We start from the raw sequence: 20,098 nt of genomic DNA, 5'->3' as shown, positions 1-20,098 counted from the left end.
TTATTAGTTACAATTTTTAGCATTTTACGATAACATTTAAGATAACATAAAGTGAATTTAGATATTTTGGTAATTACCGCGCATCCAGATGATGCTGAGCTTGGTTGCTCAGGTACGGTCCTAAAACATGTAGCATTAGGAAAGAAGATTGGTGTAGTTGACTTAACACGTGGTGAATTGGGAACACGTGGTACCCCTGAAAAAAGAGCTTTAGAGGCTGAAGATGCTGCTGAAATATTAGGTATAAGCGTTCGCGATAATCTTGGCTTAAGAGATGGATTTTTTAAAAATGAAGAATACGAACAGCTGGAGGTAGTAAAGGTAGTCAGAAAGTATAAGCCTGAAATTATTATCACAAATGCACTTTCTGATAGGCACCCTGATCATGGGCGAGCGGGAGATCTGGTAAATGATGCTTGTTTTTTAGCAGGTTTACGTAAAATTGCCACTGAAATTGATGGTGTCTTGCAAGAAGTACATCGGCCTAGGTTGTTATTGCAATTAATTCAGGACCATTATATTGAGCCTGACATTGTTGTTGATGTGAGTGATTTCTGGGATCAGAAGATTGCGAGCATTAAAGCGTATAAATCGCAATTTTTTAACGAGGATTATGATTTAGATGAGCCACGAACATATATTTCTAATCCTGAATTTATCACCATTATTGAAGCGAGGGCAAAGGAGTATGGTAAATATATTGGTGCGCAATATGCCGAAGGTTTTACGTGTAGACGACTGCTAGGAGTGGATGATCTTTTTGATTTAAGATGATGAGTGAGAAATGAAGGTGCCTGAACCAATGATATGGGGATTACTACTTAGGATTAATCACTCTCTTTAAACACTTCGTCGTGTTTTTTGTTGTATTTTAAACGATATTAAACCATTTAGACATGTCCAATACATTCACGAAAGTAAAGCAAGCGATCAATTTGTTTAAGAATATAGACTTTGATCAGCTGGCAAAAATATCTCAGAAAGTTGACCTCAAGAAAGTGATGGATGGTTTTTCTAAGTTGGATGATGCTCAATTGAAGGGACTTATGAAAATGATGGATGGCGGAAAGACGAAACGTGAATTGCCTCCTATTAATGGTGACTTTTACGAACTGAATGAGCGATTGAACGAGGAAGACCGGGCACTGCAGTTGAAGGTGCGTACTTTTATGGAGAACGAAGTTAAACCACTTGTAAATAAGTATTGGTTGCATGATGAATTCCCACACGAATTAATACCCAAGTTTGGAGAGCTCGGCCTTGCTGGAATTACTTACGAAGGTTATGGCTGTCCAAATAGATCTTTTTTAATGGAGGGCGTGTTGGCGATGGAGATGGCAAGGGTAGATGCTTCAATTGCTACGTTTTTTGGCGTGCAAAGCGGCCTAGCAATGGGTTCAATATACCTATGCGGTTCAGAAGAGCAGAAACGAGAGTGGTTACCCCAGATGAATAAAATGGAAAAAATAGGTGCTTTCGGATTGACCGAACCGGAAGTGGGTTCGGGTGCAGCTGGCGGATTGACAACTACTTGTAAGAAAACCGAGGATGGATGGGTGTTGAATGGGCAGAAAAAGTGGATTGGCAATGCTACCTTTGCTGACGTAACTATCATATGGGCAAAGGATATTGGCGATGGGCAGGTGAAAGGTTTTCTATTGAGAAAAGATACACCAGGCTTCACGGTTGAAAAGATTAAGGGAAAAATGGCATTGCGTATCGTGCAGAATGGCCTAATTACTTTAAAAGATTGTGTGGTACAGGAAAAGGATAGGTTGCAACAGGCAAACTCGTTTAAAGACACCGCTAACGTGTTAAGGATGACCAGGGCAGGCGTGGCATGGATGGCTGTGGGATGTGCTAGAGGGGCATATGAAAATGCATTGGATTATACCCGTAACCGTAAACAGTTTGGTAAACCGATTGCCTCATTTCAGCTCATACAGAATCATTTAGTAGAGATGCTCTCTAACCTTACGGCCATGCAGACTTTGGTTTTCAGACTTTCTGAGATACAAGATGCTGGTTATTTGAAGGATGAACATGCCTCATTGGCCAAGGTATTCTGCTCCTTACGCACAAGGGATATCGTAAGTCAGGCTCGTGAAGTAATGGGAGGGAACGGTATTTTGTTAGAGCACGATGTTGCGCGTTTCGTAGCCGATGCGGAGGCAATTTATTCGTACGAAGGTACGAAAGAAATTAACTCATTGATTGTTGGGCGGGCGATCACTGGAATGAGTGCATTCGTTTAAATAGTTACCGATTGTATGGCCTAGTCCGGAACCTAGAGCGTTGCCAAGACTAGGCTGAAGATATAATATTAATTATTTATTCTGGACCAAAAAATCTATGGTGTTTATGCCGTCGGCGTAATCATTTAGTGCTGGCCTTTGGCTATGGCCTAGAGGGAATAGTGGTGTTTTTGTTTTTATCGTTTTATTACTTACTATACATTGTATATGATTTTCTTGTTTATTTAATTGGTTGATTAAATCACTTAAAGTCTCATAGGTTTGATAATATGCAACGGCTAATGGCGACGCTATTCTCTCGTCTTCTTTCAATAATAGGAAGCCATTGTCAAAATGTTCGTCGCCGTTAACTAAATAAATTGATTTGTTATAATCATAGTTATTATGATATTTATGGTGATTGATAACGGAAATAAAGGGCTCAATAGCTTCAAAAAATGTACTGACTGCATAGTTCTTTGGGAAATAAATTTTTGAAACATTCCTGCACCCCAGGCCGAAATAATCGAAAATATCGTGACCTAATTGTTGCAGTTCCTGCGGCCTCTCATCTCCATGTACAACGGCAATGCTGTTTCGGTTTTTTCGGATAATATGCGGTACGTGTTTAAAGTAATATTCAAAATAACGTGCCGTATTGTTGCTCCCGGTAGCAATGATCAGATCAAAATTATGTAGTCTTTCCGTATAATTGATGGATCCTTCAAATGCTGGTTCAAAAGTGATTAACTGCTTCAATAAATATGGTATCAGTATCTTGTCATCTGAGGATAGCTTTATCTGCACGTTAAAACCTGTAATTAAAACACAGAGTATATCATGAAAGCCAACCATTGGAATATTTCCAGCTAATACTAGTCCCACAGTTTTATTAGTTGGGATATCGACAGTAGGATATGATTCTAACCATTTGGATAGCTTATCTACCGAAAGGTTGTTTGCCAAGGCCGTAAGCGAGCTTTTTATGTTTTCTGATGTGAACCAACTGTTATAATGGGCAGCCTCATCAATCAATGAGGTCATAGATACTGTATCTTCTAATATATACTTGCCAAGTGCGGAGAACGCTTCAATGCGTTTATTGGTTGTCAAATTATGAATGTTCAAAACAGAAATCGTATTAAAATGTTATATTTGCAATGATTCTACTATAATCTTTAACGAAAAACTACTAAATTTGTAGATTAATAGTTTACATGTATATAGTGTTAGTATTACAAAAGTAAAGTATAAACGGAATTTTTAAGAAGATAATGGCGATTAAAATTACAGATGAGTGTATAAACTGCGGAGCGTGTGAACCGGAATGCCCAAATAATGCTATTTATGATGCTGGAATGGCTTGGCGTTTTTCAGATGGCACAGAGCTTAGCGGTGTGATTGATTTTGGCGACGGAACCACCTTAAATGCCGATGAAGCTCAAGAAGCAATATCGGATGAAATATATTATATCGTTTCTGATAAATGTACCGAGTGTGTTGGTTTTCACGACGAACCTCAATGTGCGGCGGTCTGCCCAGTAGATTGTTGTGTTGATGATGAAGATATTAGGGAAACAGAAGAAGAATTGTTAGCTAAAAAGGCTTGGCTACATGCCGAGTAAAAGCAACGTAAAACATTAATTGCAAATTAAGATATCACGAGTGAGGTTATACATCAGGAGATGAGATTGCCGCTTGTTCACCTGATGTATAACAATTATATTAGAATCACTCGGTAATATCGTCATCTTTATAAGGCACAATTATTACCGGACAAACAGATCGTCTGGCCACGCCTTCAGAAACACTACCCGAAATAAAGTGATCAAATCCGGTTCTCCCATGAGTACCCAAAACAATTAGGTCAGCCTGCCACTCGTTCGCAACAGTGAGTATTTCTTGTCTAGGTTGTCCAATCTTACTAAATTTAGTGATGTTTTCCGATGGGCCGGCCCAACCTGCTATAAGTCGGTTCAGCAGTTCTTCAGAAGCGTCTTCTTGTACTTCATTGATTTCTGGAATGTAAACAGGATTAACCCCCATTATAGGATCGACAGCGCCGTAAGTACTAGTGGTAGGAGGGTCAATCACATGAACCAACGCAACCTGTCCATCAAAAGCATTTGCTAAATGGTAGCCGTAACGTACTGCTTTTTCGGAGTATTTGCTATCCTCTACAGCAATAAGGATGCGTTGGGTTTTTATTGTTAAAGGTGAGTCAGCCATGGCTTATACTTTTTTGATTCATGGATATAACAATGTTACCGTGGTATATGTTTGTTTAGTTTAATCGAGGATGAATTAGATTGTAAATTACCCAATAAGCTATAAGAAAGAATATTTATTCCTACTCATAGAAATAATAGGCAATTTATCTAAGTTTGTAGGATAAAATGTAAAAGCAATCACATGGCGTACGGAATTTGTAATTTGCCTATAGTTCCGGTTCGGGCAACGGTAGGTAATAAAAGCGAAATGGTAACCCAGTTGCTGTTCGGGGAGGGGTTTGAAGTATTAGATCGTTTAGACGATTATCTTTACATCAAATTGGCCTATGATGATTACGAAGGGTGGATAGATTCTAAACAGCAAGTGGAAATTGACAGCCGACAATTTCAGATATTGAAAGACGAAGTTCAGCCTATTGCCGATTTGTCTACACATGCCATGTTGCTTAAACTGGGCAAGGACGAAAGTTTACACTTATTACCCGGAAGTACCTTACCCTTTTTAGAAGATGATAGTTTCAAGATTAATGATACCGAATATCTTTTCTTGGGACTTTCAAGAGATCCGGACACAGATGACTTTAAGAAGGAAGTGGAAGAAGTGCTTCGTTTTTACTTAAACACACCTTATTTATGGGGTGGACGATCTGTATTTGGTATTGATTGTTCTGGTTTTGTCCAAATGGTGTATAAACATTTTGGTGTTAGGTTAAAACGCGATGCTTACCAACAGGCGAAAGAAGGTAGGGTGGTTGATTTTTTACAAGAAGCCAGCTTAGGAGATATTGCTTTTTTCGACGATGATGAAGGGCGTATCGTGCATGTTGGGATATTACTCAACGAGTCTGAGATTATTCATGCCTCTGGAAGGGTAAAGATTGAAAAAATAGACAATACAGGTATCTTTTCCGAAGAACATCATCAGTACACACATAAATTAAGGATAGTGAAGAGAATAATAACGTAGAATTTTTGTACTACTATAACTAAGGAATGTAAGGTTGATGAAAGATATTATTTGAATGTGTTTTTTATATGCAATAAAAATATGAAGGTATTTTATGGCATATATATGATCATTGCGATTATGTTAAGGCTTTAATGATAACCTAATATTTTTAACACCTGCTTGGAGTTTTGTTCTTCTCCAAAAACTTCAAAATTAAATGTTTCATCCCTATTTCTGCGAATAATGACATGTTTTGGAGAAGGGAGTAGGCAATGATGTATGCCGCCGTAACCACTTAAAACTTCCTGATAAGCGCCGGTATGAAAGAAACCGAGGTATTGTACTTTTCTTGTTTTAGGCATAAAGACGTTGTTCATATGTGCCTCTTGATTATAGTAATCCTGTCCATCACAGGTTATACCTCCAAGATTTACCCGTTCATATTCTGAATCCCAATTATTGATAGGTAGCAGGATGTATTTTTGGTTAAGTGCCCACACATCGGGTAAGTTGGTGATGAAGGATCCATCTAACATCAACCATTTTTCTCGATCGTTTTGCTGCTTACGGCCGAGTACTTTGTAGAGAATCCCAGAAGCCTCGGCAACCGTGTATTTTCCAAACTCCGTGATAATATCGGGTTCCATTACATCATGTATCGCGCATATCTGTTTGATGCGGTTAACAATCTCATTGACCATATATTCATAGTCAAAATCATGAACCAGAGAGTCCTTAAATGGCATACCGCCACCAATATCTAAAGTATCGAGATCAGGATTGATTTTTTTGAATTTGCAATAGAGGGTTACATACTTCTCCAGCTCGTTCCAGTAATAAGGTGTGTCGGAGATTCCAGAATTAATGAAAAAATGAAGAACTTTTACTTTAAAATTCGGGTTAGGAACAATTTTATTATTGTAAAAGTCAATAACATCCTCCATTCTGACGCCTAATCTGGAAGTGTAAAACTGCGAGTCGGGTTGTTCTTCAGCGGCGATTCTAATGCCGAGGTTACATGGAGTTTCCAGCTCTACCTCATCATCGTAAAGATTAAACTCTTCCTTATTATCCAGTACTGGTACGATGTTTTGGAATCCATCATGTAGCATATCAATTATATATTGCTTATACTGAAAGGTTTTAAAGCCATTGCATATAACGGTAATGTCTTTAGATACGACGCCCTTCTTCTCTAAAGCATCTATCATGGGCATATCAAATGCAGAGGACGTTTCGAGGTGGATATCATTTTTTAATGCTTCTTCGACAATATGCCTAAAATGGGAGCTTTTGGTGCAATAACAATATTTATAAGTGCCTCTATAGTTGTTTTTTAGAATAGCTGTTTGAAATAATATTTTAGCTTGTTGGATTTTTTTACTAATAATAGGTAAATAGGTAAACCTAAGCGGAGTACCATAGGTCTCTATCATCTCCATTAAGTTTAAATCGTGAAAGTATAGCTCATCATCAATGATGTCAAACCCGTCTTGGGGAAAGCCGACACTCAAATCGAGAAATTCCTGGTAGCTCTGCATTTATATTAATTAAAAAATTTTTGCAAACTTAGATAAAATGCATTGTATATGCAATATATACCCTAGACACGATAAATGCCTGTATTGTTTTTTTATAGCGTTGTATAGTAGGTTTTTACGAATAATAGCGCTAACCTTGCCACAGGCCATAGTTTATAATCTTTATGTCAAGATACAGTTTTCATTAGTGCCTGACAGCGATATCATTTTTTATTGGTAATAGAATCTCTGCTATCATACAACGTGCACTTCCGCCACCATTTTTTTCAATGACATCTAAAGGAGCGTATATTAGTTTGGCATATTTTTCTAGACATGCAATCTGCTCGCTATTTAGTGATAAATACGCTTGTTCTGACATAACCAACAGATTCTGCCCGCTTTTGTTTGTAAGTTCCAACATATTACCTGCGAAGCGGTGAAGTTGCTTGTTGGAGATGCTGATGATTTCCTTTCCCGATTGTCGTATGGTGCGCATAACTGTTAATCGTTCATTAGCATCATGAATGGATGCACTGTGCATAATGGCAAATTTAGTGCCGATACACATCATCACATTGGTATGGTAGATCGGAAAGCCATTTTCGTCCAAGGCTTCAAATGTGATAGGTATATAATCCATTTTCTGACAAAACGATTGGAAGACTTCATTTGAGCTTCTTTGCGAAGCACACATATAGGCAATTCTATTCAAACGATCGAGCACCATACTTCCCGTACCTTCTAAGAATTTGTTTGATGCTTCAAAATAACCGAAATCTATAACAGTGTTAAGCATATATTGGTTTCTGAGTTCTTGTAAAATGTCCACTCGCTTTTCTGTTCTCCGGTTCGGTGCATACATCGGATAGAGTATGGCAGTGCCATCTTCGTGAAAGGTAACCCAGTTGTTCGGGAAGATCGAGTCGGGAGTAGTTGGTTGTAGGGTATCATCAAATGTATGGACGGTAATTCCGTTAGCTTGTAGTAAAGAAACAAAATTATCAAATTGTTCCAAGGCCAGTTGTTGAACATTAACTGGTGTTTTCTCGGGTTGTTGGAACTTGTTGTTGACAGCTGTTTGTTCATTGTGTCTAAAAGCCACGGGTCTCACCATCATAATGCTTCTCGCGACAACCATAATTTTTGTAATTAATTTTATTGAATATTGTCTCTCAACAAAGGTAAACTCATGCAATGAAAACCACCTCTTGCCCTGGATAGCTCTGCTGAAGGCATGATAACTAAGGTGTTTGATATGTCTTCTACCTTTATCTGGTCGGTTTCGAGTGCTTTGATAAGTGTTTTGATCTTTATAACTTGAAAACCTTTCTCTTGAAATGACAAGATTGTTTTATCATTTCTATCGTAGCCCAGAATTACACCTTCTTTAATAGCAAGCACATTGCAGGAGTCAGTCCATTGTTCGCGCGCGTCATAGGGGAAAATGTTATTTCCACTATAGATGAACTGTGTTGGTTCTTTGCAATTCAAGTCATTACGACTAATATCATCTAGTAATTCTTCAATAGAATCAAAGTATATCGGATGCGATGGAGTGTTGATTTTAAATTGAATAATTTCAGTAATGCTCCTGTGGTTGTCGGGAGCGATATGGTGTAACGGCTCGGCTTCGTTAATGGGTTGTTTCCCTGCCACGGAACCTAGAATAACCCATACATTACGTTTCACTTGTGTGAAAACAGTGTCGATATGCATAAAATCGCGTTTACTCGGTATCTTTACTATTGTTACCTTGTTTACTACTTTATTTGCAAAAAGTAGTTTAATTGCCGCGTTTGCGCCATGTGGAGACGTACGTTCGCTACAGCCAATCAATACATGATCTTTGCTTACTACCATAACATCGCCTCCTTCCAATGTAGCCCTTTGTTCCTCATCTTCGCCTGGGCGTAGGAAATGTTGTATAGGGTCAGGAATCTCTAGAATATTTCTTTTATATTCTTCAAACAACGGGTGGTTAAAAAATATATAGCGCATAATTAGGTTTTCACGTCCTCTTGCCTTTTTTGCGGGGTTGTTTAATAGCATGTAATTGTTGATGACGATACCAAGATCTCTCGTAAAGATTAGATTTGGTATGGGCGCAAAGATCATATGCTCATCATCAAAAGACCCCGATAGAATGATTTTTGCCAACCTTTTGGATTTTTTTTCGTTGAGCTGTAACTGTAAATTATAATTGCAACCTTCTAACGCACAGACTGCAGCAATTAAATTGCTTCTAATAGTTTTATCTTGAAGAATATCTGCAAGTAACGTTTGTACTTCTATTACTTTATCAGAGTTATGGAAATTTGGGTGATCCGGTTTAAAAAAAGACCGATTCTGTTCAACAGAATCGATGATGGATAACCTACCTTTTATTCTATCAGGATCTAAAAAATATAACAATAACTTTATATAATAATCGTATTCATCTTTACGTAAGGTGTTTAAATGTACAATGTCTTCAAAAAGCCAATCCTGTGCTTTGGATGGTACCACCTGTCCTAAGCCACTATCGGGGCTATGAACCAGTAATTTACGTAATGTGCCGATTTCTGAATTAACATGCATGCGAAAATTAAGGTCTGTAGTCATAAATAATTTAAGTTATTTTGCAAAATAGGTTTTATTTTTCGCCTATAAAAGTTTTTCATATAAACGCAATTTTCTCTAAGTTTGGCCCATGAAATTTATTGCTTCATTAACCATTCAGGCTATTAAGGAAATCTATCAAGTGGAACTTCCTGAAAATGTAGTTACCCTTCAGGAAACCCGGAAGGAATTTGAAGGGCAGCTTACCATAGTAACCTTTCCTTTTACCAAATTTTCTAAAAAATCACCGGAACTAACGGGAGCTGAGATCGGTGATTTTTTAGTTGCTAATTCAGACGATATTACTTCATATAATGTGATAAAAGGTTTTTTGAACCTGAAGCTCTCTGATCTGTTCTGGTTTAATCTGCTAAATGAAAGTGTTTTAGATGAGTGTTTTGGTGTGATCCCAAAAAATGGAAAGAAAGTCATGGTGGAATATTCTTCACCTAATACTAACAAGCCTCTACACTTAGGACATGTACGTAATAACTTGTTAGGATATGCTGTTTCTGAGATATTAAATGCCGCTGGATACGATGTTATAAAATCTAATTTAATTAATGATAGAGGTATACATATCTGTAAATCAATGCTAGCCTGGCAAAAATTTGGCGAAGGTGAAACCCCACAATCCAGTGGATTGAAAGGGGATAAGCTAGTAGGCAATTACTACGTGATCTTCGATAAGGAATATAAGAAAGAGATTGGCGCGTTACGGCAAGAAGGGTATAGCGAAGAAGATGCTAAGAAAGAAGCCCCTTTAATGAAGGAGGCTCAAAAAATGCTTCGCGATTGGGAAGCAGGCGATCAGCAAACACTTCGCTTATGGCAAAAAATGAATGAATGGGTATATGAGGGATTCGAAGAGACATATAGAAGAATGGGGGTTTCTTTCGACAAGGTTTATTATGAATCAAATACTTATCTTTTAGGTAAAGACCTTATTGAAGAAGGATTGAAAAATGGCGTTTTTTTCAGAAAGGCCGATAATTCGGTGTGGATAGACCTAAGCGATGAAGGGTTGGATGAGAAGCTGGTTCTGCGTGGCGACGGTACCTCTGTTTATATAACACAAGACTTAGGAACAGCGCAGCTTAAATTTGACGATTGTCATATGGACCAGTCGATTTATGTAGTGGGAAATGAGCAAGATTATCATTTTAAGGTGCTTTTTCTGATTTTAAAGAAACTGGGTAAGCCTTGGGCGCCGGGGCTGCATCATTTGTCGTATGGTATGGTAGATCTACCTTCAGGGAAAATGAAATCACGCGAAGGTACAGTTGTAGATGCGGACGATCTGATGTTGGATATGGTTCAGACGGCTAAGAACAGAACAGAGGAATTAGGTAAAGTAGAAGGTTTTACACAAGCTGAGAAGGATCATTTATATGAAATGATAGGAATGGGTGCATTGAAGTATTTTCTGCTCAAAGTTGAACCGAAGAAAAGGTTACTATTCGATCCCAACGAGTCGATAGATTTTCAGGGAAATACCGGGCCGTTTATACAATATACACATGCCCGTATAAGGTCGGTTTTAGCTAAAGGCAGTTACGATCCTTCTTTAAGTAAAATCTTATCTAGCGAATTGCATAATATTGAAATAGAATTAATTATCAGTTTGTCGAAGTTTCCAGAGACCATTACAGCTGCCGCTGAGGATTTAAGCCCATCGTTAGTAGCTAATTATATCTATGAATTGGCTAAGTTGTATAATAAGTTTTATCATGAAATGCCTATTTTGAAAGTAGAAGAGGAGTTACTTAAGATATTCCGGTTGAATCTCTCAGCAGCAACTGCGGGTGTTATTTCTAAAGGGATGCGTTTGCTTGGTATAGAGGTTCCGGAAAGAATGTAATTTTTATAATTAAAATAATCTTTTTTTTGTATATTGGAAGCTAACAATAACAACGGAGTTTGTTATTGCTTTAGTTTCCAGGAAATCATATGGCAATCATTCTATTACTAACGTTTCTTTTATCGTTCTTTGTTCTTATTTTTCATAAATATATACCCAAAACTATCGGTTACTTAAGTGCTTTAGTGACCTTCGGTATATTTCTTTATTTTACTTCTTTTATAAAAGTGATAACAGCGGGGCAAACTGTGGTGCATGATTTACATTGGGTACCATTGTTCGACGTAAGCTTACGTTTTTATTTAGATGGACTGAGTTTGTTTTTTGCTTTATTGGTGAGTTTTTTTGGTTCGCTAATTTTAATGTACGCCTCCAAATACATGGAAGGAAAAAGGCAAGTGAATCGATTCTTGTTCTATCTAATCCTCTTTATGTCGTCTATGCTTGGGTTGGTGTTGTCAGACCATATTCTTTTGTTCTATATCTTTTGGGAGTTAACAAGTGTGAGCTCTTATTTCTTGATAAGCTATAATAATGGACAAGAAGAGTCTAGACGTGCGGCGCTGCAAGCTTTACTGGTAACAAATCTAGGGGGCTTGGCCCTTTTTGGCGGGTTGTTATTGCTTGGGAATAGCGCAGGGTCTTATCACATTTCTGAGATTATACAGTCGAAGATCGTTTCTTTTGATTATTATATGCCGATAGCAATATTGATTTTGATTGGATGTTTTACCAAATCTGCTCAATTTCCCTTTCATTTTTGGCTGCCCAATGCTATGGCTGCGCCGACTCCGGTTAGTGCTTTTTTGCACTCAGCGACAATGGTGAAGGCGGGAATCTTTTTGATCATGCGGTTAAATCCAGCATTATCGGGTACGGATTTATGGATGTATATGCTGGTATTCTTCGGCGGAATGACTGCTTTACTAGGCGCTCTTAAATCCCTTTTACAAAATGATTTAAAAAAAATATTAGCATACGTTACTATCAGTACACTTGGATTATTGGTGGCGACAATTGGCGTTGGTAACACGTTGGCCTTACAGGCTGCGCTGATTTACCTATTGGTACACGCATGTTATAAAGGAGCCCTATTCTTGCTGGTAGGTAACATTGATAAACAAACAAAAACAAGGGACGTTAATCAGCTATCTGGCTTGTTTGAAACTATGCCTTATTCTGGCGTTGCGACAGCATTAGCGTGTTTAGCGATGGCTGGTCTGCCACCTACTTTGGGATTTATAGCTAAAGAAAAGTTGTACGAATCGCTTTTGGTCAACAATTTGCTGTTTGCTATCATTTTTGTTGTAAGTGCTATTTATGTTACGCTTGCGATCCGGATCGCATACGGTGTGTTTTTTGGAAGGAGAAAATTACCAGAAGTTGACGACGACTCCTTTACATATACGGAGAGTAGCTGGATGATGTGGTTGCCTCCCATGGTGTTTGGATGTGTAGGTATTCTGTTCGGTTTACTCGGAAATTCCATAGCTTCTTTTTTGGGCCAATCTTCAAGCTCTTTGATGCTGGAGGAAAAGGCATTAGACCTTGGGATGTGGCATGGTATAAATTGGGTATTGTTTTTAAGTATATTTACCTGGGTAATCGGTTGGATAATATATAAGTATTATTTATTTGTAAATAAGTTAGTTAGATATATTATTAAAAGTATTCCTGTAAGTATTGAACGTATCTATTTTTGGGTGTTAGATGTATTAACACCGATGGCGACAAAATTAATATTGAATTTGCAGAATGGACAACTTACAAGATATTTGAAAATTATATTTGCTACGCTTATTCTCTTGCTGGCAGCCGTTTATTTTAAATTGGATCTCCTCCCAACAGATTGGAACTTCCAACAAGAAATCAAATTGGATAGGATATACGAATTTTTACCGGTGATGCTAATTTTATTTGGAACTATTATAACATTAAAGAATCCTTCACGATTGGTAATGCTGGTAGCTTTAAGTTTATTGGGGTTCGGTGTTGCACTATTTTTTGCCATGTTCAGCGCACCTGATGTTTCAATGACTCAGTTTTTGGTGGAGACGATTACCTTGGTTATTTTTACGATTATACTAAGACGACTTCCTAAAAACGCATCCTTTCCACGAGTACGTAGACAGTTGTTAATGGTGTTGGTTTCTCTTTCATTTGGTATCATGATGACTTTGATATTAAGTACTTTGCAGGGATTTGATCCAGATCCTGCACTTAAGAGCTTTTTTTTAGAAAATAGTGCGCCAAGAGGCAAAGGAGAAAATGTCGTTAATGTTATTCTAGTGGATTTTAGGGCTTTTGATACCTTTGGAGAAATGATTGTACTTTCTATGACAGCTTTAGGTGTTATGGCACTTATTCAACTAAAACCTAAAGAGGAAAAATCATGAGGACTATTATATTACAAATGGCGATCAAAACATTGATGCCGATATTCTTTATTTACTCTCTTTACCTATTATTTCGTGGCCATGACAGCCCTGGAGGAGGTTTCATTGGAGCATTGGTGGTTTCAATTGGCTTGGTATTCCATATGATATCTTTCGGTGTTGAACAAACAAGGGCAACTTATAGAATAGATACTATGGGGCTAACAGCTACAGGTTTGTTTATAAGTTTTATAGGGGCTGTTTCATCAATGTTGTTGGGAGAAGAGTTTTTTTTCGCCTTATGGACAACCATAAAGGTTCCTGGAATCGGAACCTTGAGTTCCGTACTCCTGTTCGATATTGGTGTATATATCGCTGTCGTTGGAGCTGTATTGAAAATCGCTTTTACCATATTTGAAGAATAGAGCTATGGGACTAGTATTATCTATTTTAACTGGGCTGCTGTTTGGAACAGGTGTTTACCTACTATTACATAAAAGTTTTATGAAGCTGGTGGCCGGTGTAATTATTTTTGGGAATGCCTGTAATCTATTTTTGTTGATAGCCGGCGGACTGATAAGGGATAATCCGGCTTTTGTAGAAAAGGAGGGGGGAGGTGCAGTTCCGACGGAAAGCATGGCCGATCCTCTTCCCCAGGCCTTCATTTTAACAGCCATTGTCATAGGACTTGGAGTGCAGGCTTTTGTTATAGTTTTGCTGAAAAGAGTTTACCAAACCAGCAAAACCAATAATGTGGATGAATTAACTACAACAGATAAAATATAATATGCCGAATACATATTTAATAGTGCTACCCCTTTTAAGTTTTGTGATAACAGGCATTGTCTGCTTGATGTATACCGGAAGGGTAAAGGTGCAGCGCGTGCTTTATATGATTGGAAGTGGTTTTGCTTTTGGATGTGCAGTGAAATTAATCATTGAGGTTAACACATTTGGGATATTGCACATACAGGTAGGTGGTTGGGAAGCACCGTTTGGGATTACGGTAATAGTTGATAGATTGGCTGCTGTTATGGTTGCCATCACAACGCTATTGGGTTTTGTTACTTCTCTTTACTCTTTTTCTGGGAGAACTATCAGTAAAACAAAAAAAAGAGTTGGTTTTTTTGTCTCTTTGTCTTTCATGTTGGCGGGGATTACAGGATCTTTTATCACGGGTGACTTATTTAATCTCTATGTTTGGTTCGAGGTAATGTTAATATCTTCTTTTGTTTTGATCACGTTGGGAAGTGAAAGAGATCAGCTTGAGGGAGGGTTGAAATATGTGGTAATTAATTTCGTAGCTTCATCTTTTCTTCTTCTCGCCATTGGTGTATTATATGGAACAACGGGAAATATCAATATGGCCGCTCTGGCTGAAAACTTGAAGGACCCCGAATTAAGTGCCGTTACTCAAATAGCTTCTGTGTTTTTGTTGATTAGTTTCGGTGCAAAAGCAGCATTATTTCCGTTGTTTTTTTGGTTACCTACTTCCTATCATACTCCACCGATAGCAATCGTGTCGATTATTGCTGGACTATTAACAAAGGTTGGTGTATATACACTCATAAGAACATATACTTTACTTTTTCCTTTGGAGAATAACTATATCCAGATGATTTTATTGGTTTTGGCATGCCTAACTATGGTCATTGGTGTTTTAGGCGCTATTGCGCAAAAAGACATACGTAAGGTTTTGTCTTTTAATTTGATAAGTAAAATAGGTTTTTTGGTATTAGGCTTAGCAATATATACACCGCTAGCTCTAGCAGGAACTATTTTTTATATGCTGCACCATATACTGGTTAAAACAAATTTGTTCTTTGTAACGGGCTTGGTTAGAGAAATCTCAGGCAGCTACGATTCTAAACAAATCAAAGGTTTATATGACGCTGCACCCATGTTATCTTTTATTTTTATTGTTTTGTGTTTTACGTTGGTTGGTATCCCTCCCTTTTCAGGTTTTTGGGGAAAATTTATGTTGGTGGATGCTGGCCTAAAAGCACATTATTATATTCCGGCAGGTGTGTTGCTTTTTACCAGTTTGCTGACATTGTATTCTATGATGAAGGTATGGCAAGAAGCTTTCTTATCCAAGTTACCAGTAGGAAGTGAACAATTACTTAATGAGGGTGTTTTTATTAAACAGCATAAATTAATGTACGCAGCAGTAGTATTGTTACTTTGCTGCACATTGGGCGTAAGTTTTTATCCGCAACCTTTGATGGACTATGCCTATAAGGCTGCCGAACAATTACTTGACCCTTCGCAATATATTCATACTGTGTTAGGAGAAAATTAATGTAAATTAGCATATTGCTATATTTAATGTAAGTATATGAGACTGTTTGTGATACATCTACTATTAAGCTTCTATTTATGCTCTTTGGCTATTGATCATATTCATTTTGTACCCGAAACAGCTGGGGGCACGATCATCGCATTCTTGGCCATATTTATAAGTTTGTGGTTAACAAGTTACCTGTGGCATAGAAAATATTTCAGAAGAATTTCACGGCTATTAACGTTATCTGCTTTTTTTGTGAAAGAATTTATACATTCAAATATCAAGTTAACGAAGGAAATTTTAACGCCAGGTTTTGAACTTACTCCGGCAGTTGTTAAAGTGCCTCTTACTATTAGATCTGATGGAGCTATAACAGCTTTGGCAAATATTACGAATTTAACACCAGGAACCCTTATTGTTGGTATTTCAGAAGATAAACGCTACTTATATGTACATACTTTATATTTAGACGGCGGGAGTAGGGAGGCTTTTAAAGCGATTATTAAAAATGGGTTTGAAAGTAGGATAATTGCAGTGATAGAGGCCCAATAAAAATCGATTAATATGACTTTTTTTTCCACAGTATTGATACTTTCCATATGTATTTTAGGAGTAGCAATGTTAATCGCTTTGTATCGCTTTACAAAAGGGCCGACATTAGCTGATAGGATTGCTTCTCTAGATTTGATTGCTGCAGATATGATCGCCACGTTGGTTATATACGTCATGATAACCGATAAATTTATATTTTTTGATATAGCACTTGTGTTTTCCCTGGTAGCTTTTTTGGGGTCAATGTCTTTTGCTTATTACCTGATAAATAGTAATTCAAAATGAATACTGTAACCTTATTTCTGAGTGCGCTGATTATTATCCTGGGATCTATTACCATGTTAATATCGGCTATAGGTCTTGTCAGACTACCCGATTTTTATACTCGACTGTCTGCTGTTACGAAAAACTCGACTCTTGGTGTAATCTTAGTTATCAGCGGCGCAGTACTTTATTTCAACAATATAGAGGTGTTGCTCAAAGGTTTAGGGATCATTTTTTTTATTGCACTAACTTCTCCCACATCTTCTTATGTGATAGCAAAGGCTGCGATACATGTCAAGGTACCCTTTTGGAACAAAACTAATTTAAAGGATTTCGAGTCTTTAGAGGAAGATCAAGAAAAAGATTAAGTATTTACCTGATTGTTAAAATCAGCTAAACTGAAGGTTTTGTCTACTCTGATACCCTTCGCAGTTTGTCTCAGTGTACAGCATTCATGGATAGGATCGTGTTCTAAAAATAATATATAGTTTTTTTCGAATGCTTCATTCAGTAAATGTTTTTTTTCCTTTAATGTGCGTAGCGGGAACATGTCATACGACATCACATATGGAAGAGGGATATGTCCTATAGAAGGCAGCAGATCGGCCATATAAAGTATCGTATGATTTTTATATTGAATCTGTGGTAACATCATAGCATCGGTATGGCCGTATGCAAATCTAACGCAGATGTCCCTCGTGAAGGCAACTCCATCTTTTTCTTCAATAAATTTTAGTTGGCCACTTTCTTCGATAGGGAGAATGTTCTCTTTTAGAAAAGAAGCCTTTTCACGATCATTTGGATGAATGGCCCAGTTCCAATGTTTTCGATTACTCCAATAAATAGCGTTACTGAAGGTTGGTGTTAGTTGGCTTTCATTAAGTTCAATAGCGCCACCAACGTGATCGAAATGCAAATGAGTGAGAAATACATCAGTAATATCATCAGGCTGAAAACCATGTTTTGCCAGAGATGTTTTCAAGGTTTCATCCCCGTGCAAGTGATAATGACTGAAAAACTTCTGATCTTGTTTATCTCCGATACCTGTATCGATAAGAATACACCTTTTTCCTTCCACTATTAATAACAAACGGGTAGCCCAAGTGCAGAGATTATTTTCATCTGCTGGGTTAGTGCGTTGCCAAAGGGATTTCGGTACAACGCCAAACATAGCTCCTCCATCTAATTTGAAAAGCCCCGCATTAATGGTGTATAGTTCCATGAATATTGCTAAAATGTATAAATAATATGCACTAGGTTACTAGCTTCAGTACGAAATATATAAATAAAAACTGAAAGCTGGAAAATGAAATGAGACAATTGTATTAAATTGTTATTTTATCAATTAATAAAGCTTATTTAATGTTATTTTTACTGTTTTTTCATTTTAATGCTATTTTTTTGTTGAAATGTTAATAAGTATTTTTTTAGGCAAATGACTTTTATAAGTACTTATATATTAAGAAGATAACTTGAGTTTAAATGCTGTTTTTTTATAGTGTATAATATACAACATGCTGATTGTTAGGTGTTTTTACTTTTTTTATCTTTTTATATTGTTTAGTTTTGCCTCGAATTTCAACTAATAAAGATATATGAAGTCTACAATTTCTACCGTATTGGATTTAGGCAATCAAAAAGTTAATCTACAAGGGGAAGTATATTACCAGTTATCTGTCCCAGCATTGATAGAACATGCCATAAAAAATGGAGAGGGTGTGTTGACAGATAAAGGCGCATTGGCAGCCGACACAGGTAGGTTTACCGGAAGATCCCCCGGTGATCGGTATATCGTAGAGGACACGGAAACAATTGATACTGTATGGTGGGGGGATGTCAACCAGCCGATTGGACGTCACTATTTTGATCAGCTCCTGAAAAAGATGTTGAATTATATTAAGATTCGTAAATTATATATACGAGATGGTTATGTATGTGCTTCGAAAGAACATCATTTAAACTTACGTGTTATTACAGAATCTGCTTATCAGAATATTTTTGCCAACAATTTATTTCTAAGATTATCGGAGGAAAATTCAATACCAACTCCAGCGTGGACAATCTTGGCAATACCTTCATTTGAGGCTAATCCGATGGTTGATGGTGTGAAGAATTCGAATTTTGTTATTATAAACTTTACGGCTAAAATAATACTTATCGGAGGTACAGGTTATACCGGGGAAATAAAAAAGAGCATTTTTTCAGTTCTTAATTACCTGTTGCCTATTAAGAAAAATGTGTTATCTATGCACTGTTCGGCTAATGTTGGTAAAACGGCAGAGGACACAGCATTGTTTTTTGGCTTATCAGGTACGGGTAAGACAACGTTATCTGCTGATCCTCAGCGTAAGCTAGTGGGAGACGATGAACACGGTTGGGACGATAATGGTATTTTTAATTTTGAAGGAGGATGTTATGCTAAGTGTGTAGGTTTAGATCCGATAAAAGAACCACAAATCTTTCATGCGATACGCTTCGGAACACTGCTGGAAAATGTATGTATGATTGGAGAAGCAAGAGTGCCCGACTATCAAAATATTAGTAAAACAGAAAATACGAGAGCGGCATATCCGGCTAATTTTATCGCTGGGGCCTTAGAACCAGCATTAGCCAAGGAACCGAAGAATATTTTCTTTCTTACCGCAGATGCCTTTGGTGTGCTACCCCCTATCTCAAAACTGACAGTTGCACAAGCAATGTATCATTTTATTTCAGGCTATACTGCGAAAGTTGCCGGAACTGAAGCTGGGATTAACGAGCCAACCGCTACCTTTTCTGCGTGCTTTGGAAAAGCTTTTTTACCTCTCCACCCTGGTAAATATGCTGAAATTTTAGGTGAGAAATTAATAAATGGTAACGTAAAGGTTTGGTTGGTTAATACAGGATGGGTAGGGGGGGCTTATGGTGTTGGTAAAAGAATGGAATTGAAATATACTAGAAATTTGATCAAAGCTGCTCTGTCGGGAACTTTGGAAAATGTACCCTATAAGCAGCATTTGATTTTTGGGCTGTCATATCCGACAGAATGTGCTGGTGTTCCCGCAAATTTACTTAGCCCCCGAGATAGTTGGGCAGATAAAGATGCGTATTTCGTGAAGGCACAGCAACTTGCAGAAGCATTTTTAGAAAATTTTAGGCAATATGAAGCCCAGGTCAGCGAAGAAATTAAGTCAGCAGCCCCCGTCATAAATGTGGTGGACATAGATTTAAGTAGTTAAATGTTT

General features: G+C 37.5%; 19 protein-coding genes. 13 read left to right on the top strand and 6 right to left on the bottom strand.

The features are described 5' to 3' along the window. The first annotated feature begins 51 nt into the window (after nt 1-51). Nucleotides 52-774 carry a bacillithiol biosynthesis deacetylase BshB1 gene (gene bshB1 / locus H8S90_RS20480; RefSeq protein WP_187339661.1) on the top strand — a complete coding sequence of 241 codons (723 nt, stop codon included), beginning with the start codon at nt 52-54 and terminating at the stop codon, nt 772-774. A 122-nt stretch (nt 775-896) separates the two neighbouring features. Then, on the top strand, nt 897-2,255 hold the full coding sequence (locus tag H8S90_RS20475) for an acyl-CoA dehydrogenase family protein (protein WP_187339660.1): 1,359 nt from the start codon (nt 897-899) through the stop codon (nt 2,253-2,255). 72 nt (nt 2,256-2,327) lie between these two features. Here the strand turns inward: H8S90_RS20475 and H8S90_RS20470 are convergent, their stop codons facing one another. After that, nucleotides 2,328-3,362 (bottom strand): acyl-CoA reductase, encoded by a 1,035-nt coding sequence (locus tag H8S90_RS20470; RefSeq protein ID WP_255501676.1) that lies wholly within the window; start codon nt 3,360-3,362, stop codon nt 2,328-2,330. A gap of 146 nt (nt 3,363-3,508) precedes the next feature. Here H8S90_RS20470 and H8S90_RS20465 point away from each other — a divergent pair, with 146 nt between their 5' ends. Further along, a complete protein-coding gene (locus H8S90_RS20465) occupies nt 3,509-3,859 on the top strand; it encodes a 4Fe-4S dicluster domain-containing protein (RefSeq protein ID WP_187339659.1) in 351 nt (116 codons plus the stop codon). 106 nt (nt 3,860-3,965) lie between these two features. On the opposite strand, the gene H8S90_RS20460 is transcribed toward H8S90_RS20465, so the two are convergent. Beyond that, nucleotides 3,966-4,463 (bottom strand): universal stress protein, encoded by a 498-nt coding sequence (locus H8S90_RS20460; protein WP_187339658.1) that lies wholly within the window; start codon nt 4,461-4,463, stop codon nt 3,966-3,968. Between the two features lie 183 nt (nt 4,464-4,646). Between H8S90_RS20460 and H8S90_RS20455 the strand changes: the two genes are divergently transcribed. Beyond that, a complete protein-coding gene (locus tag H8S90_RS20455; RefSeq protein ID WP_187339657.1) occupies nt 4,647-5,432 on the top strand; it encodes a C40 family peptidase in 786 nt (261 codons plus the stop codon). A 131-nt stretch (nt 5,433-5,563) separates the two neighbouring features. Here the strand turns inward: H8S90_RS20455 and H8S90_RS20450 are convergent, their stop codons facing one another. The 3 genes from H8S90_RS20450 to H8S90_RS20440 all read right to left on the bottom strand — a co-directional run bounded on the left by H8S90_RS20450 (nt 5,564) and on the right by H8S90_RS20440 (nt 9,538). Beyond that, nucleotides 5,564-6,955, bottom strand: a complete 1,392-nt coding sequence (locus H8S90_RS20450; RefSeq protein WP_187339656.1) for an arginine decarboxylase — start codon at nt 6,953-6,955, stop codon at nt 5,564-5,566. A gap of 184 nt (nt 6,956-7,139) precedes the next feature. Next, a complete protein-coding gene (gene ctlX / locus H8S90_RS20445; RefSeq protein WP_255501674.1) occupies nt 7,140-8,075 on the bottom strand; it encodes a citrulline utilization hydrolase CtlX in 936 nt (311 codons plus the stop codon). 17 nt (nt 8,076-8,092) lie between these two features. Continuing rightward, a complete protein-coding gene (locus H8S90_RS20440) occupies nt 8,093-9,538 on the bottom strand; it encodes an arginine deiminase family protein (protein ID WP_187339655.1) in 1,446 nt (481 codons plus the stop codon). A gap of 88 nt (nt 9,539-9,626) precedes the next feature. On the opposite strand from H8S90_RS20440, the gene argS reads away from it, so the two are divergent. From argS to mnhG, 8 genes are all read left to right on the top strand, one after another. Then, the gene (gene argS / locus H8S90_RS20435; RefSeq protein ID WP_187339654.1) at nt 9,627-11,396 is read left to right on the top strand and encodes an arginine--tRNA ligase; all 1,770 of its coding nucleotides are present in this window, start codon (nt 9,627-9,629) and stop codon (nt 11,394-11,396) included. Nucleotides 11,397-11,485: 89 nt separating this feature from the next. Then, entirely contained in the window at nt 11,486-13,792 is a 2,307-nt protein-coding gene (gene mbhE, locus H8S90_RS20430; RefSeq protein ID WP_187339653.1) for a hydrogen gas-evolving membrane-bound hydrogenase subunit E, read from the top strand. Next, a complete protein-coding gene (locus H8S90_RS20425) occupies nt 13,789-14,196 on the top strand; it encodes an MnhB domain-containing protein (protein ID WP_187339652.1) in 408 nt (135 codons plus the stop codon). Before mbhE ends, H8S90_RS20425 begins: the two co-directional genes overlap by 4 nt. 4 nt (nt 14,197-14,200) lie before the next feature. Next, nucleotides 14,201-14,557, top strand: a complete 357-nt coding sequence (locus H8S90_RS20420; RefSeq protein ID WP_187339651.1) for an NADH-quinone oxidoreductase subunit K — start codon at nt 14,201-14,203, stop codon at nt 14,555-14,557. Between the two features lies 1 nt (nt 14,558). Next, nucleotides 14,559-16,073: a proton-conducting transporter membrane subunit gene (locus H8S90_RS20415; RefSeq protein WP_187339650.1), complete on the top strand. Its 1,515-nt coding sequence runs from the start codon at nt 14,559-14,561 to the stop codon at nt 16,071-16,073. 36 nt (nt 16,074-16,109) lie between these two features. Further along, nucleotides 16,110-16,610, top strand: coding sequence for a Na+/H+ antiporter subunit E (locus H8S90_RS20410; protein WP_187339649.1), 501 nt, complete (start codon nt 16,110-16,112; stop codon nt 16,608-16,610). A gap of 12 nt (nt 16,611-16,622) precedes the next feature. Then, nucleotides 16,623-16,895, top strand: coding sequence for a monovalent cation/H+ antiporter complex subunit F (locus tag H8S90_RS20405; protein WP_187339648.1), 273 nt, complete (start codon nt 16,623-16,625; stop codon nt 16,893-16,895). Then, nucleotides 16,892-17,242: a monovalent cation/H(+) antiporter subunit G gene (gene mnhG, locus H8S90_RS20400; protein WP_187339647.1), complete on the top strand. Its 351-nt coding sequence runs from the start codon at nt 16,892-16,894 to the stop codon at nt 17,240-17,242. The genes H8S90_RS20405 and mnhG overlap by 4 nt, the downstream gene beginning before the upstream one ends. On the opposite strand, the gene H8S90_RS20395 is transcribed toward mnhG, so the two are convergent. Further along, a complete protein-coding gene (locus tag H8S90_RS20395) occupies nt 17,239-18,096 on the bottom strand; it encodes an MBL fold metallo-hydrolase (protein WP_187339646.1) in 858 nt (285 codons plus the stop codon). The two genes, mnhG and H8S90_RS20395, sit on opposite strands and share 4 nt — an antisense overlap. 373 nt (nt 18,097-18,469) lie before the next feature. On the opposite strand from H8S90_RS20395, the gene pckA reads away from it, so the two are divergent. After that, a complete protein-coding gene (pckA, locus tag H8S90_RS20390; RefSeq protein ID WP_187339645.1) occupies nt 18,470-20,092 on the top strand; it encodes a phosphoenolpyruvate carboxykinase (ATP) in 1,623 nt (540 codons plus the stop codon). The last annotated feature ends 6 nt before the right edge of the window (nt 20,093-20,098 follow it).

Source organism: Olivibacter sp. SDN3 (genome assembly GCF_014334135.1).
Classification (GTDB): Bacteria; Bacteroidota; Bacteroidia; order Sphingobacteriales; family Sphingobacteriaceae; genus Olivibacter.
This window is presented reverse-complemented; position numbering and strand designations above follow the sequence as displayed.

Coding starts and splice junctions, on each gene's coding strand:
- H8S90_RS20440 (WP_187339655.1), bottom strand. CDS start 9,538: ATGACTACAGACCTTAATTTTCGCATGCATGTTAATTCAGAAATCGGC.
- H8S90_RS20415 (WP_187339650.1), top strand. CDS start 14,559: ATGCCGAATACATATTTAATAGTGCTACCCCTTTTAAGTTTTGTGATA.
- ctlX (WP_255501674.1), bottom strand. CDS start 8,075: ATGGTTGTCGCGAGAAGCATTATGATGGTGAGACCCGTGGCTTTTAGA.
- H8S90_RS20420 (WP_187339651.1), top strand. CDS start 14,201: ATGGGACTAGTATTATCTATTTTAACTGGGCTGCTGTTTGGAACAGGT.
- H8S90_RS20460 (WP_187339658.1), bottom strand. CDS start 4,463: ATGGCTGACTCACCTTTAACAATAAAAACCCAACGCATCCTTATTGCT.
- argS (WP_187339654.1), top strand. CDS start 9,627: ATGAAATTTATTGCTTCATTAACCATTCAGGCTATTAAGGAAATCTAT.
- pckA (WP_187339645.1), top strand. CDS start 18,470: ATGAAGTCTACAATTTCTACCGTATTGGATTTAGGCAATCAAAAAGTT.
- mnhG (WP_187339647.1), top strand. CDS start 16,892: ATGAATACTGTAACCTTATTTCTGAGTGCGCTGATTATTATCCTGGGA.
- H8S90_RS20395 (WP_187339646.1), bottom strand. CDS start 18,096: ATGGAACTATACACCATTAATGCGGGGCTTTTCAAATTAGATGGAGGA.
- H8S90_RS20465 (WP_187339659.1), top strand. CDS start 3,509: ATGGCGATTAAAATTACAGATGAGTGTATAAACTGCGGAGCGTGTGAA.
- H8S90_RS20405 (WP_187339648.1), top strand. CDS start 16,623: ATGACTTTTTTTTCCACAGTATTGATACTTTCCATATGTATTTTAGGA.
- H8S90_RS20425 (WP_187339652.1), top strand. CDS start 13,789: ATGAGGACTATTATATTACAAATGGCGATCAAAACATTGATGCCGATA.
- mbhE (WP_187339653.1), top strand. CDS start 11,486: ATGGCAATCATTCTATTACTAACGTTTCTTTTATCGTTCTTTGTTCTT.
- H8S90_RS20475 (WP_187339660.1), top strand. CDS start 897: ATGTCCAATACATTCACGAAAGTAAAGCAAGCGATCAATTTGTTTAAG.
- H8S90_RS20455 (WP_187339657.1), top strand. CDS start 4,647: ATGGCGTACGGAATTTGTAATTTGCCTATAGTTCCGGTTCGGGCAACG.
- H8S90_RS20450 (WP_187339656.1), bottom strand. CDS start 6,955: ATGCAGAGCTACCAGGAATTTCTCGATTTGAGTGTCGGCTTTCCCCAA.
- H8S90_RS20410 (WP_187339649.1), top strand. CDS start 16,110: ATGAGACTGTTTGTGATACATCTACTATTAAGCTTCTATTTATGCTCT.